The organism is Streptomyces scopuliridis (genome assembly GCF_042790125.1).
Classification (GTDB): Bacteria; Actinomycetota; Actinomycetes; order Streptomycetales; family Streptomycetaceae; genus Streptomyces; species Streptomyces scopuliridis_A.
In genome coordinates, this window is record NZ_JBHTZS010000039.1 from 1 (window position 1) to 13,933 (window position 13,933).

Annotated in this window: 12 protein-coding genes, 1 rRNA gene and 1 riboswitch; of the genes, 12 read left to right on the plus strand and 1 reads right to left on the minus strand. The window is 69.3% G+C overall.

What is annotated here, in order from left to right:
• The 11 genes from rrf to ACFRKB_RS34655 all read left to right on the plus strand — a co-directional run.
• Positions 1-105: ribosomal RNA gene (gene rrf, locus ACFRKB_RS34605) — 5S ribosomal RNA — on the plus strand; the annotation flags it as partial.
• Positions 106-276: 171 nt separating this feature from the next.
• Entirely contained in the window at positions 277-885 is a 609-nt protein-coding gene (locus tag ACFRKB_RS34610; protein ID WP_383110573.1) for a CDP-alcohol phosphatidyltransferase family protein, read from the plus strand.
• Positions 886-998: 113 nt separating this feature from the next.
• On the plus strand, positions 999-3,494 hold the full coding sequence (locus ACFRKB_RS34615; RefSeq protein WP_383110574.1) for a sugar phosphate nucleotidyltransferase: 2,496 nt from the start codon (positions 999-1,001) through the stop codon (positions 3,492-3,494).
• Between the two features lie 110 nt (positions 3,495-3,604).
• The gene (locus ACFRKB_RS34620) at positions 3,605-4,534 is read left to right on the plus strand and encodes a DUF881 domain-containing protein (RefSeq protein WP_383110575.1); all 930 of its coding nucleotides are present in this window, start codon (positions 3,605-3,607) and stop codon (positions 4,532-4,534) included.
• Entirely contained in the window at positions 4,531-4,863 is a 333-nt protein-coding gene (locus tag ACFRKB_RS34625) for a small basic family protein (protein ID WP_023543062.1), read from the plus strand. Before ACFRKB_RS34620 ends, ACFRKB_RS34625 begins: the two co-directional genes overlap by 4 nt.
• Positions 4,864-4,868: 5 nt before the next feature.
• On the plus strand, positions 4,869-5,657 hold the full coding sequence (locus ACFRKB_RS34630; protein ID WP_383110576.1) for a DUF881 domain-containing protein: 789 nt from the start codon (positions 4,869-4,871) through the stop codon (positions 5,655-5,657).
• An 82-nt stretch (positions 5,658-5,739) separates the two neighbouring features.
• Positions 5,740-6,624 (plus strand): FHA domain-containing protein, encoded by an 885-nt coding sequence (locus tag ACFRKB_RS34635; protein WP_383110626.1) that lies wholly within the window; start codon positions 5,740-5,742, stop codon positions 6,622-6,624.
• A gap of 16 nt (positions 6,625-6,640) precedes the next feature.
• Complete coding sequence (gene ftsR / locus ACFRKB_RS34640) at positions 6,641-7,378, plus strand: transcriptional regulator FtsR (RefSeq protein ID WP_383110577.1); 738 nt, start codon at positions 6,641-6,643, stop codon at positions 7,376-7,378.
• A 53-nt stretch (positions 7,379-7,431) separates the two neighbouring features.
• Entirely contained in the window at positions 7,432-7,905 is a 474-nt protein-coding gene (locus ACFRKB_RS34645) for a bifunctional nuclease family protein (protein ID WP_006123076.1), read from the plus strand.
• Between the two features lie 179 nt (positions 7,906-8,084).
• Positions 8,085-8,654 carry a MerR family transcriptional regulator gene (locus ACFRKB_RS34650; RefSeq protein ID WP_383110578.1) on the plus strand — a complete coding sequence of 190 codons (570 nt, stop codon included), beginning with the start codon at positions 8,085-8,087 and terminating at the stop codon, positions 8,652-8,654.
• A 103-nt stretch (positions 8,655-8,757) separates the two neighbouring features.
• Entirely contained in the window at positions 8,758-10,281 is a 1,524-nt protein-coding gene (locus ACFRKB_RS34655) for a DNA polymerase IV (protein ID WP_383110579.1), read from the plus strand.
• Here the strand turns inward: ACFRKB_RS34655 and ACFRKB_RS34660 are convergent.
• Positions 10,176-10,574, minus strand: a complete 399-nt coding sequence (locus ACFRKB_RS34660) for a PRC-barrel domain-containing protein (RefSeq protein ID WP_383110580.1) — start codon at positions 10,572-10,574, stop codon at positions 10,176-10,178. The genes ACFRKB_RS34655 and ACFRKB_RS34660 overlap by 106 nt on opposite strands.
• Before the next feature lie 123 nt (positions 10,575-10,697).
• Positions 10,698-10,793: riboswitch (glycine riboswitch) on the plus strand.
• Positions 10,794-10,971: 178 nt separating this feature from the next.
• Between ACFRKB_RS34660 and gcvP the strand changes: the two genes are divergently transcribed.
• A complete protein-coding gene (gene gcvP, locus ACFRKB_RS34665; RefSeq protein WP_383110581.1) occupies positions 10,972-13,857 on the plus strand; it encodes an aminomethyl-transferring glycine dehydrogenase in 2,886 nt (961 codons plus the stop codon).
• The last annotated feature ends 76 nt before the right edge of the window (positions 13,858-13,933 follow it).

The following is a 13,933-nucleotide window of genomic DNA, read 5'->3' on the forward strand; positions in this document are numbered from 1 at the left end:
TGCGTGAGGGAAACGCCCGGTTACATTCCGAACCCGGAAGCTAAGCCTCACAGCGCCGATGGTACTGCAGGGGGGACCCTGTGGGAGAGTAGGACACCGCCGAACAATCTTTGTGGGAATGCCCCGCACCTCTGGTGCGGGGCATTTCTGCGTTCTATGGGATGTTCTCCCCTCGCTGCCGTTTCCTCCGTTTCCTCACCCCCCTACGTTCGTGCGCCGGCGCTGAGGGTAGGGTCAGGACGCATCGTTGGCACGTTCCACACAGGAGGCCCCCGGGTGGAGGTCCAGGAGACTCGCGTTCAGACGGACCGGGTGCTCACCATCCCCAACATCCTCAGCATGGCCCGCCTCGCCGGCGTACCGCTCTTCCTGTGGCTGATCCTGCGCCCCGAGTTCGGCGGGCCGAAGAGCGACGGCTGGGCATTGCTGGTGCTCATGCTGAGCGGTGTCAGCGACTATCTCGACGGCAAGCTCGCCCGCCGCTGGAACCAGATCAGCAGCCTGGGACGACTTCTCGATCCCGCGGCCGACCGGCTCTACATCCTTTCCACCCTGGTTGGCCTCACCTGGCGGGAGATCCTGCCCCTGTGGCTCACCGTGGCCCTACTGGCCCGGGAACTGATGCTTCTGGTCATGGTGGCCATCCTTCGCAGGCACGGCTATCCGCCTCCCCAGGTGAACTTCCTCGGCAAGGCGGCTACCTTCAACTTGATGTACGCCTTCCCGCTCCTGCTCCTCAGTGACGGAACGGGCTGGCTTGCGTCACTCGCTGAAGTTTTCGGATGGGCGTTCGCCATTTGGGGTACAAGTCTGTATTGGTGGGCAGGGATCCTGTATGTGGTCCAGGTCCGTCGGCTTGTCAAGGCGGACAACGTGGCCGACTGAGCTCGTCGATGTGGTGCCGCGCAGTGTCGCCGGCCCGCGCCCGACGTCAGTGGGGCCTCTGTCCAGACGGGTGAAGTCGGCGAGACCGTCTCTTCAAGGAGGACGCTTCCGACATGAAGGCCGTCGTGATGGCCGGTGGCGAAGGTACTCGACTTCGCCCCATGACCTCAAGCATGCCCAAGCCGCTCCTGCCGGTTGTCAACCGGCCAATCATGGAGCATGTGCTGCGGTTGCTCAAGCGCCATGGGCTCAGTGAGACCGTCGTAACCGTGCAATTCCTCGCCTCTCTCGTCAAGAACTATTTCGGTGACGGTGAAGAGTTGGGCATGGATCTGACCTATGCCAACGAGGAGAAGCCGCTCGGCACCGCGGGGAGTGTGAAGAACGCGGAGGAGGCACTGAAAGACGATGCCTTCCTCGTCATTTCCGGTGACGCCCTCACCGATTTCGATCTGACCGACCTCATCGCCTTCCACAAGGAAAAGGGCGCACTGGTGACGGTGTGTCTGACCCGGGTGCCGAATCCACTGGAATTCGGCATCACGATCGTGGACGAAGAGGGGAAGGTCGAGCGCTTCCTGGAGAAGCCCACCTGGGGACAGGTCTTCTCGGACACCGTGAACACGGGCATCTATGTGATGGAGCCCGAGGTCTTCGACTATGTCGAGGCCGACGTGTCGGTGGACTGGTCCGGTGATGTCTTCCCTCAGCTGATGAAGGACGGCAAGAAGGTCTACGGCTATATCGCCGAGGGCTATTGGGAGGACGTCGGCACGCACGAAAGCTACGTCAAGGCGCAGGCCGACGTGCTCGAAGGCAAGGTCGACGTCGATATCGACGGCTTCGAGATCTCGCCGGGCGTGTGGATCGCCGAAGGTGCCGAAGTCCATCCCGACGCTGTTCTGCGCGGGCCGCTGTACATCGGTGACTACGCCAAGGTCGAGGCCGACGCGGAGATTCGTGAGCACACCGTCGTCGGCTCCAACGTGGTCGTGAAGAGCGGCGCGTTCCTCCATAAAGCCGTTGTCCACGACAACGTCTACATCGGTCAGCACAGCAATCTGCGCGGCTGTGTGATCGGCAAGAACACGGACATCATGCGCGCGGCCCGGATCGAGGACGGCGCGGTCATCGGCGACGAGTGTCTCGTCGGCGAGGAATCGATCATCCAGGGCAATGTGCGGGTCTACCCGTTCAAGACCATCGAAGCCGGCGCCTTCGTCAACACGTCCGTGATCTGGGAGTCCAGAGGGCAGGCGCATCTCTTCGGGGCGCGTGGTGTCTCCGGCATCCTGAACGTCGAGATCACGCCAGAAGTCGCGGTGCGGCTCGCGGGCGCGTACGCCACCACCCTGAAGAAGGGCTCCACCGTCACCACGGCGCGTGACCACTCACGTGGTGCCCGTGCCCTCAAGCGCGCCGTGATCTCGTCGCTGCAGTCCAGCGCCATCGACGTACGGGACCTGGAGAATGTGCCGTTGCCCGTGGCCCGGCAGCAGACGGCGCGGGGCAGCGCCGGCGGCATCATGATCCGTACCTCGCCCGGGGTGCCGGACTCCGTGGACATCATGTTCTTCGACGAGCGCGGCGCCGACCTCTCGCAGGGAGGTCAGCGCAAGCTGGACCGCGTGTACGCGCGACAGGAGTACCGCCGCGCGTTCCCCGGGGAGATCGGCGATCTGCACTTCCCCGCCAGCGTCTTCGACTCGTACACCGGCTCGCTGCTGCGCAATGTCGATACGACCGGGATCGCGGAGGCCGGGCTCAAGGTCGTGGTCGACGCGTCCAACGGCAGCGCCGGGCTCGTACTGCCCAGCCTCCTGGGCCGGCTCGGGGTCGACGCGCTGACCATCAACCCGGGCCTCGACGAGTCCCGGCCGACCGAGACGGCCGAGTCACGTCGTTCCGGGCTGGTCAGGCTCGGTGAGATCGTCGCCTCGGCGCGGGCCGCGTTCGGGGTGCGGTTCGACCCTGTCGGTGAGCGGCTGTCGCTGGTCGACGAGCGGGGCAGGATCATCGAGGACGACCGCGCGCTGCTGGTCCTGCTCGATCTGGTCGCGGCCGAGCGGCGCAGCGGCCGGGTGGCGCTGCCGGTGACCACCACGAGGATCGCCGAGCAGGTCGCCGCGTACCACGGCACGCAGGTGGAGTGGACGACCACCTCGCCGGACGATCTGACCCGGGTGGGCCGCGAGGAGACCACGATCTTCGGCGGTGACGGGCGTGGAGCCTTCATCGTGCCGGAGTTCAGCAGCGTCCTGGACGGTACGGCCGCCTTTGTGCGGCTGATCGGTCTGGTGGCGCGTACGCAGCTCACGCTGAGCCAGATCGACGCCCGTATTCCGCGTGCCCATGTGCTGCGCCGGGATCTGGCGACGCCCTGGGCCGTGAAGGGTCTGGTCATGCGCAGCGTCGTCGAGGCGGCCGGAGACCGGCAGGTGGACACGACGGACGGCGTGCGTGTGGTGGAGGCCGACGGCCGCTGGGTGATGGTGCTGCCCGACCCGGCCGAGGCCGTCACTCATCTGTGGGCGGAAGGCCCCGATGACGCGTCGGCGCAGGCGCTGCTCGACGAGTGGTCGTCGGTCGTGGACAGCGCAGGTCATTAGGGCCTTTCGCGGGTGTGACACGGGTGTGCCGGACGGTGTGATCGACCGCCGTCCGGCGCGCCGGTGGGGCCATTCGGCGGTAGCGCCCCCGACGTGCGACGATGTGCGTCATGTCGCAGCAGCCCCCCATTCGGAGCACCGGCTTTCCGCCGCCGCGCCCCGACGCGTCGATGTCGCTGCTGAACAATGTGATGGACCACAGCCTCGATGAGGGCTACGCGGAGGCGGCGGCCCGCAGGGACGCGGAGGAGGGCGGGCTGCCGCGCACGCTCAAGGCGAAGCTCGGCCTCGCCGCGGGTCTGGTGCTGGCCGCGCTGGTGGTCACCGTCGGCGCGGCCCAGGCGCGGATCTCGGCGCCCGTGGTGGCCAAGGAGCGCGAGGAGCTGATCAGCCGGATCGACGCGGAGACCGCCACGGCGGACACGCTGGAGAGCACGGTCGAGAAGCTGCGTACCGAGGTGGGTGAGCGCCAGCGCGCGGCCCTGCGGGCTCACGGCGGTGACCAGGGCGCGTTGGTTGCCCTGCTCGCGGGCGCGACGCCCGTGCGGGGGCCGGGTGTGCAACTCGTGGTGGACGACGCGAAGGACACCGATTCCGGTGGCGGCGGGCCGCGCGAGAGCAGTGGATTCTCCGATACGGGCCGGGTGCGCGACCGCGACATGCAGCGGGTCGTCAACGGGCTGTGGGAGTCGGGCGCGGAAGCGATCGCGATCAATGGGCAGCGGCTGACCTCGCTGTCCGCGATCCGGGCCGCGGGCGACGCCATACTGGTCGACAACAGGCCGCTGGTGCCGCCGTACACGGTGCTGGCGGTGGGGGACGGGAAGAAGCTGAGCACCGCGTTCCAGGACAGCGCCGACGGTCAGTATCTGCACGCGCTCCAGGAGAACTTCGGTATTCGCACCAGCATTTCGGATCAGGAAGAGGTGCGTCTGCCTGCCGCGCCGAGCCTGATCGTACGTACAGCAGAGCCGAAGGCCGCCGACGCCGGGAAGGGCAACGGACAGGGCGCGGCCAACACCGGGAAGGGCACATCGTGATCGCCGTACTGGGCCTCGTCGTGGGAGTCGTGGTCGGATTGTTGGTCCGGCCCGAGGTGCCGGCGGTGGTCGAGCCCTATCTGCCGATCGCCGTCGTCGCCGCGCTCGACGCGGTCTTCGGGGGACTGCGCGCCATGCTCGACGGGATCTTCGTCGACAAGGTCTTCGTCGTCTCGTTCCTGTCGAACGTGGTGGTGGCCGCGCTGATCGTGTTCCTGGGCGACAAGCTGGGCGTGGGTGCCCAGTTGTCCACCGGCGTGGTGGTCGTGTTCGGTATCCGTATCTTCTCCAACGCTGCCGCGATCCGCCGGCATGTGTTCCGGGCGTGAGGCCGATGAACGGCGGAGAGACCCCCAGGAACGAGGACGGTAAGGACATCCCGTCGCAGCCGGAGCGCCAACAGCTCACCGGCCGCCAGCGGTTGGCCGCGGGGCTGTGGCCGCCGAGGGTCACCCGGGCCCAGCTGATCGTCGCCGTCCTGCTGTTCGTGCTCGGACTCGGGCTCGCCATCCAGGTCACGTCGAACAACGACGACAGCGCGCTGCGGGGCGCCCGCCAGGAGGACCTGGTGCGCATCCTCGACGAGCTGGACAACCGTACGCAGCGGCTTGAGGACGAGAAGCAGCGTCTCGACGCCCAGCGCACCGAGTTGGAGACCAGCTCCGACCAGGCCGAGGAGGCGCGTAAGCAGACGCGCGAGAAGGAGCAGCAGCTGGGCGTCCTGGCCGGCACGGTCGCGGCGCAGGGGCCCGGGATCACGCTGACGATCAACGATCCGAGCGGCACGGTCGAGCCGGACATGCTGCTCGACGCGATCCAGGAACTGCGGGCGGCCGGCGCCGAAGCCATCCAGGTCAATGACGTCAGGGTGGTCGCCGATACATACTTCTCGGGTACGGGAGGTGACGTCCAGGTGGACGGCAAGGCGGTCACGGCCCCGTATGTCTTCAAGGTCATCGGCAAGCCGCAGGATCTGGAGCCCGCCCTCAACATTCCGGGCGGAGTGGTCCAGACGCTGGAGAAGGAGCAGGCCACGGCCACGGTGACACGGGCTGAGAAGATCATCGTGGATGCCTTGCGACCGGCGAAGCGTCCTGACTACGCTCGGTCGTCGTCGCAGTGAGGCGGGGGCGCATGGCAGTCGCTGTACGCGGGCATGAGGTTGCGGGGGGTCGGCGCACGATCAGCGTGGTGCGTGGTGGAAACTGTCCGGTGGATACGGACGTTGTCAAGATGTCCGGGTCGGCAGGTGTGTTCATTCAGGGTTCGTCCTGCCCCACGGGCGGGTCTGTTTCGGTCAAGGGGAATCGCCCGTGAAGTTGTTTGCGAAGTTGTTCGGCAAGAGCGCACGCGAGGAGAGCGGCTCCGCTCGCCATCGCGCATCGCGCCGTGGCCAGAGCGAGGAGGCGGGCGGCGAGCGTCCGCTCTTCCGTGACCAGGTGGGTGGTGAGGCGCCCGGCGCGTCGTCTGTTGACCCTGCTGGTCCCGGCCGCATAGGTTTCGAGGACTCATCTGTCCCCGGGGGGCAGTCGCGGCAGGAGGATCCCTCTATGTCGGCTTTGCCTGTGTGTACGAGGTGCGGACACCGAAACGCCGAAGCCAGTCGGTTCTGCTCCAACTGTGGTGCGCCGCTGCGGGGCGGAGCGCCCGCGGAGCGCGCTTCCGAGACGACCTCGACGATCTCCATCTCGGGCCTTGAGGCGTACGACTCCGAGGTGACCGGCCAGACGTCGCTTCCCTCGCTCACGCCGGAGGCGCAGGCGGCGGTCGACGCGCTGCCGATGGGATCGGCGCTCCTGGTGGTGCGCCGCGGTCCGAATTCGGGCAGCCGCTTCCTGTTGGACGGCGAGCTGACCACGGCCGGCCGTCATCCGGAGAGCGACATCTTCCTGGACGATGTGACGGTGTCGCGTCGCCATGTGGAGTTCCGCAGGGGCGCCGACGGCCGCTTCACCGTCTCGGACGTCGGCAGTCTGAACGGTACGTACGTCAATCGTGAGCGGATCGATTCGGTCCTGCTGGCGAACGGCGACGAGGTCCAGATCGGTAAGTACCGGCTGGTCTTCTACGCGAGCCAGCGGGGCGTGTGACCCTCAGGGAAGGTCCATGCTGCGCACACCGAAGGGCGGTGCCGGATCCGGCACCGCCCGCACGGGCGAGCCGCTGCTGAGCATCGGCGCGGTGCTCGCCCGGCTGCGGGACGAGTTTCCCGGCATCTCCATCTCCAAGATCCGGTTCCTGGAGGCGGAGGGGCTGGTCGAGCCGGACCGGACTCCCTCCGGTTACCGCAAGTTCAGTCCCGGGGATGTCGAGCGGCTGGCCCGGGTGCTGCGGATGCAGCGGGACCACTATCTGCCCCTGAAGGTCATCAGGGAGCAGCTGGACGCCTCGGGGCGCGGCGAGCATGTCCAGCTGCCGGGCCCCCAGCGGGGGCCGCTGAGCGCCGTCACGGAGGCGGAGCCGGGGGTTCCGACCGCCGCCAGGATCGGTCGTGACGAGCTGCTGGCCGCCGCCGGGGTCGGTGCGGGCTCCCTGGACGAGTGGGAGTCGTACGGCCTCATCACGCCACTGCCGGAGGGCGGCTATGACGCCGGGGCCGTCACTGTGGCCCGGCTCGTCTCGGATCTCGGACGATTCGGTCTGGAACCCCGGCATCTGCGGGTCATGAAGGCCGCCGCGGAACGCGAGGCCGGGCTGGTCGAACAAGTCGTCTCGCCGCTGCGCCGGCACCGTAACCCGCAGACCAGAGCCCATGCCGAGGCGACCACGAGGGAGCTGGCCGCGCTCTCCACGCGGCTCCACGCGGCCCTGGTCCGGACCGCTCTCGGGGTCCGGCCGGACTGATCATGGGGGAGTCCGACTACCCAAACCTGCCGGGCACGTCCTAGGGTTGCTGTGTGAACGAGCTCGACGTTGTGGGTGTCCGGGTGGAAATGCCCTCCAACCAACCGATCGTGCTCCTGCGTGAAGTGGGAGGCGACCGGTACCTCCCCATTTGGATCGGACCGGGGGAGGCGACCGCCATTGCCTTCGCCCAGCAGGGCATGGCCCCGGCCCGTCCGCTGACCCATGATCTCTTCAAGGACGTGCTGGAAGCGGTGGGCCAGGAGCTCACCGAGGTCCGCATCACGGACCTGCGCGAGGGGGTCTTCTACGCGGAGCTGGTCTTCGCGAGCGGGGTCGAGGTGAGCGCCAGGCCGTCCGATGCCATAGCGCTCGCGCTGCGCACGGGCACGCCGATCTACGGCAGTGACGGGGTTCTGGACGATGCCGGCATCGCCATCCCGGATGAGCAGGAGGACGAGGTGGAGAAGTTCCGCGAGTTCCTCGACCAGATCTCTCCGGAGGACTTCGGGACCAACAGCCAGTGAGCGGCCGGTGAGCGCTGCGCCGGGCTCTGTCAGCGCATTCGGTCAGCCTTTCCCCGAAAAGAGGCACGGGAAACCACTCTCAGGGTGATTATCACTCGGCGTGGCGAGTGTGGCGATCGTTGACGCACCCCGGGTGACTGCCTACCTTCGACAGGGCAGGTCAAGGACGGAGGGTCGGCGTGAGAAGCAGCGGCGACAGTACGGCGGCGGGCGGTCCGTATCCGCTTCACGGCAGTGCCCCCGACCCCGGTGCGGAGACGGTCGGATACCGGGGTCCCACAGCGTGCGCGGCGGCGGGGATCACCTACCGCCAGTTGGACTACTGGGCACGCACGGGGCTCGTCGAGCCGAGTGTCCGCCCGGCGTACGGGTCGGGCACCCAGCGGCTCTACAGCTTCCGGGATGTGGTCGTCCTCAAGATCGTGAAGCGGTTCCTGGACACCGGCGTCGCTCTGCAGAACATCAGGGCGGCCGTCCAGCATCTGCGGGCGGGCGGCTTCCAGGATCTGGACCGGGTGACGCTCATGAGCGACGGCGCGACCGTCTACGAGTGCTCCTCGCCCGACGAGGTGGTGAGCCTGCTCCAGGGGGGTCAGGGGGTCTTCGGGATCGCGGTCGGTGTGGTGTGGCGGGATGTCGAGGCCGCGCTGTCCCAGCTCCATGGGGAGCGGACCGACACCGGCGAGACGCTGATCGGCAACAACCCCGCCGATGAACTGGCCCGACGGCGCCGGGACCGGGCTGTCTGACCGTATCTGCGGCCCGTATCCCGGTCTCCGTCTCCGGCCCGTATCCCCGGTCTCCGGCCCGTATCGCGGCCGATTGTCAGTGGCGTGAGGGAGCATCGGTGATGTGAGATCCGCGCCGACGATCCTGCATCTGGACATGGATGCCTTCTTCGCCGCCGCCGAGCAGGCGGCGAAGCCGAGTCTGCGCGGAAAGCCGGTGGTGGTCGGCGGTCTGGGCCCGCGTGGGGTGGTCTCCACGGCCTCGTACGAGGCGAGACGCTTCGGGGTGCACTCGGCGATGCCGATGGCCCAGGCGAGGCGTCTGGCGCCGAACGCCGCGTATCTCGTTCCGCGCTTCGCGCTCTACCGCACGGTCAGCGAGCAGGTGATGGAGCTGCTGGGGCGGCTCTCGCCGCTGGTGGAGCCGCTGAGCCTGGACGAGGCGTTCGTGGATCTGGAGGCGGGCGGCTCGGCCGATGACAGCGCCTCGGCGCGGGCGGCGGGGGAACGGCTGCGCAGGGACATCAGGGCGGTGACGGGGCTCAGCGGGTCGGTGGGGCTCGCGGGGTCCAAGATGCTGGCGAAGATCGGCTCCGAGCAGGCCAAGCCGGACGGCCTCGTGCTCATAGAGCCCGGTACGGAGCGCGCCCTGCTGGGGCCCATGCCGGTGCGTACGCTGCCCGGGGTCGGGCCCGCGACCGGGGACCATCTGCGCCGGGCCGGCATGACCACGGTCGCCGATCTGGCCGAGGCGGGCGAGGACGAGCTCGTACGGCTGCTGGGGAAGGCGCACGGCGCCTCGCTGTACCGGATGGCGCTCGGGCGCGACGACCGGGCCGTGGTGTCCGAGCGCGACGCCAAGTCGGTGTCGGTCGAGGACACCTTCGATGTCGATCTGCACGACCGGGTCAGGGTGCGTACGGAGGTGGACCGGCTCGCGGACCGGTGCGTCGAGCGGCTGCGGGCGGCCGGGCGCTCGGGGCGGACCGTCGTCCTCAAGGTGCGGCGGTACGACTTCTCGACCCTGACCCGGTCGGAGACCCTGCGCGGGCCCACGGACGACCCGGGGGTGGTGCGGGAGGCCGCCGGGCGGCTGCTGGAGTCGGTGGACACCACGGGCGGGGTGCGGCTGCTCGGGGTGGGTGTGACGGGGCTCGCGGACTTCACGCAGGAGGATCTCTTCGCGCAGGCCGCGGCCGAGGAGTCCGCCGCCGCCCCGCACCTGTCGGCGGACCAGTCGGGGCGCGAGCCGGCGGGTGCGGAGAGCACGGCCGGACACGGGACGGTCCCGGCCGGAGCGGCCGGGAGCGGCGGTGGGCCCGCGCAGGCGCCGGACATGCCCGCCGAGCGGCGCTTCCCGGCGGGACACGACGTGCGCCATCGCGAGTTCGGCGCGGGCTGGGTGCAGGGCAGCGGGCTGCGGAGGGTGACCGTACGGTTCGAGGAGCCCGGGTCCGCGCCGGGGCGGGTGCGGACCTTCTGGGCCGACGACCCCGATCTGGAGCTCTCCGAGCCGCTGCCGCTGGTGCCGACGGTGGCGGGTCAGTCGTCCTGGCCGGCCAGGCGTCCGAAGTCGCGGTCCGCGTCACGGTCGGACAGGGAAGCGGGCCGTTCGGGTGACTCGGGGTCCGGCAGGGCCAGGCCGTAGTGGTGGTAGAGCTGGAGTTCCTGGTCCGGCGAGAGATGCCGGCCGACTCCGAAATCGGGGGCGTCCTTGATCAGCGCGCGCTCGAACGGGATCCGCAGACCGTCCTGGGACAGCGTGCTGGGAGCAAGGGGGACGAAGGCGTCGCGACTGAAGAGTCCGGTACGGACGGCGGCCCACTCGGGGATTCCGGTGGCGTCGTCGAGATATACCTCGTCCACTGTCCCGAGCTTATGGCCGTTGCGGTCGAACGCCTTGCGGCCTATCAGACTGCGCGGATCAATGTCGGTCTCCACGGTCCCTCCAACGGGTCGCAACTGCTCGCAACTGCTTGTGAATACTACAAAAGTGCAGATTTCGGACGTCGGCCACTCGAAAGTTGTGCCGAAGGCCGCGCTGGTAGGCTGGCAAGCGGCTGCTGACCCCGTGCGGGAGAGTCTCCGGAGAGAAGCCGGAGGCGCCGAAGGAGCAAATCCTCCCCGGAATCTCTCAGGCCCCCGTACCGCACGGACGAGGTCACTCTGGAAAGCAGGGCGGGCGTCGGACGGCATCCGCTCTCACCGACGGTGAAAGCCGGGCCGCCTCCGGGCGGGCCGGTGAAGCTCTCAGGTCGAGATGACAGAGGGGGAGGCCGTTCGGGCACCCGCGTCTCGGTGCCCCTCACAGGTCGCGTCGACCAGGAGGCCTCCCGCAATGACCGTCAACCGCATTCCGCTCTCCCAGCTGGAGCGAGGCACCCCCTTCGAGCAGCGCCACATCGGGCCCGACGCGCCGGCGCAGGCGAAGATGCTGGCGCAGGTCGGCTACGGCTCGCTCGACGAGCTGACCGCCGCCGCGGTGCCGGACGTCATCAGGAGCGCGGAGGCCCTGGAGCTGCCGGAGGCCCGTACCGAGGCGGAGGTGCTGGCCGAGCTGCGCTCCCTCGCGGACCGCAATCAGGTGCTCGCGCCGATGATCGGGCTCGGCTACTACGGCACGTACACGCCGTCGGTGATCCTGCGCAATGTCATGGAGAACCCGGCCTGGTACACCGCGTACACGCCGTACCAGCCGGAGATCTCCCAGGGCCGGCTCGAAGCACTGCTGAACTTCCAGACCGTGGTGGCCGAGCTGACGGGGCTGCCGACCTCGGGCGCCTCCCTGCTGGACGAGGGGACCGCGGCGGCGGAGGCCATGGCGCTCGCCCGCCGCGTCGGCAAGGTCAAGGGCGGTGTCTTCCTGGTGGACGCCGACGCCCTGCCGCAGACCATCGCCGTGATCGAGACCCGTGCCGAGCCGACCGGTGTCGAGGTCGTCGTCGCGGACCTGAGCGAGGGCATCCCCGCCGAGGTGGCGGAGCGCGGTGTCTTCGGTGTGCTGCTCCAGTACCCGGGCGCTTCGGGGGCCGTACGGGACCTGGGGCCCGTGATCGAGCAGGCGCACGGCCTCGGCGCGGTCGTCACCGTCGCCGCGGACCTGCTCGCCCTGACGCTGCTCACCTCACCGGGTGAGCTGGGCGCGGACATCGCGGTGGGCACCACCCAGCGCTTCGGGGTCCCGATGGGCTTCGGCGGACCGCACGCCGGATTCATGGCCGTACGCGAGAAGTTCGCGCGCAGCCTGCCGGGCCGGCTCGTCGGGGTGTCGGTGGACGCCGACGGCAACAAGGCGTACCGGCTCGCGCTCCAGACCCGCGAGCAGCACATCCGCCGCGAGAAGGCCACCAGCAACATCTGTACCGCTCAGGTGCTGCTCGCCGTCATGGCCGGGATGTACGCGGTCTACCACGGCCCCGAGGGGCTGCGGTCCATCGCGCGCCGCACCCACCGCTACGCCACGCTGCTCGCCGAGGGGCTGCGCGCGGGCGGCGTCGAGATCGTGCACGGCGCGTACTTCGACACGCTGACCGCGCGGGTCGCCGGCCGGGCCGCCGAGGTGGTCGCCGCCGCGCGTGAGGGCGGCGTCAACATCCACCTGGCCGACGCCGACCATGTCTCCATCGCCTGCGACGAGACCACCGGCCGTACGCAGCTGGCCGCCGTGTGGACGGCCTTCGGCGTGAGCGGGGACATCGAGGCGCTGGACGCGGCGACCGAGGAGGCGCTGCCCGGCGCGCTGCTGCGGACCGACGACTATCTGGCCCACCCCGTCTTCCACCAGTACCGCTCCGAGACCGCGATGCTGCGCTATCTGCGCCGGCTCGCGGACCGCGACTACGCGCTGGACCGCGGCATGATCCCGCTCGGCTCCTGCACGATGAAGCTGAACGCGACCACCGAGATGGAGCCGGTCACCTGGCCCGAGTTCGGCGCGCTGCACCCCTTCGCGCCCGCCGAGCAGGCACAGGGCTATCTGACGCTGATCAGGGAGCTGGAGGAGCGGCTCGCCGAGGTCACCGGCTATGACGCGGTCTCCCTCCAGCCCAACGCCGGTTCGCAGGGCGAGCTCGCGGGGCTGCTGGCGGTGCGGGCGTACCACCGGGCCAACGGCGACACGGGACGCACCGTCTGTCTCATCCCGTCCTCCGCGCACGGTACGAACGCGGCGAGCGCGGTGATGGCCGGCATGAAGGTCGTCGTCGTCAAGACCCGCGAGGACGGCGATGTCGACGTCGAGGACCTGCACGCCAAGATCGCCCAGCACGGCGCCGAGTTGGCCGTCCTGATGGTCACCTACCCGTCCACGCACGGGGTGTTCGAGGAGCACATCGGTGACATCTGCGCGGCCGTGCACGACGCGGGCGGTCAGGTGTACGTCGACGGCGCGAACCTCAACGCGCTGGTGGGGCTGGCCAAGCCGGGCAGGTTCGGCTCCGATGTGTCGCATCTGAACCTGCACAAGACGTTCTGCATCCCGCACGGCGGCGGCGGCCCCGGCGTCGGTCCGGTCGGCGTACGGGCCCATCTCGCCCCGTATCTGCCCAACCACCCCCTCCAGCCCGCGGCCGGGCCCGAGACGGGCGTCGGACCGATCTCGGCGGCGCCGTGGGGCTCGGCCGGCATTCTGCCGATCTCCTGGGCGTATGTCCGGCTGATGGGCGGCGAGGGCCTCAAGCGCGCCACGCAGGTCGCCGTGCTGGCCGCCAACTACATCGCCAAGCGCCTGGAGCCGCACTACCCGGTGCTCTACACCGGCCCGAACGGACTGGTGGCCCACGAGTGCATCGTGGATCTGCGGCCGCTCACCAAGGCGACCGGTGTCAGTGTCGACGACATCGCGAAGCGGCTGATCGACTACGGCTTCCACGCGCCGACGATGTCGTTCCCGGTGGCCGGGACGCTGATGATCGAGCCCACCGAGAGCGAGGACCTGACCGAGATCGACCGCTTCTGCGAGACGATGATCGCGATCCGCGCGGAGATCGAGAAGGTCGCGTCGGGGGAGTGGCCCGCGGACGACAACCCGCTGAGCCAGGCCCCGCACACGGCCGCCGCGTTGGGCGGTGCCTGGGAGCACGCGTACAGCCGCGACGAGGCGGTCTTCCCCGCCGGGGTCTCGGCGGCCGACAAGTACTGGCCGCCGGTGCGCCGTATCGACGGCGCGTTCGGCGACCGCAATCTGGTCTGCTCCTGCCCGCCGTTGGACGCGTACGACAACTGACGGGTACGAACTGACGGGCAGGGAGCACTGACGCGTACGGCAAGGCCGTGTACGGACAGTGACGGGGGCCGGACAT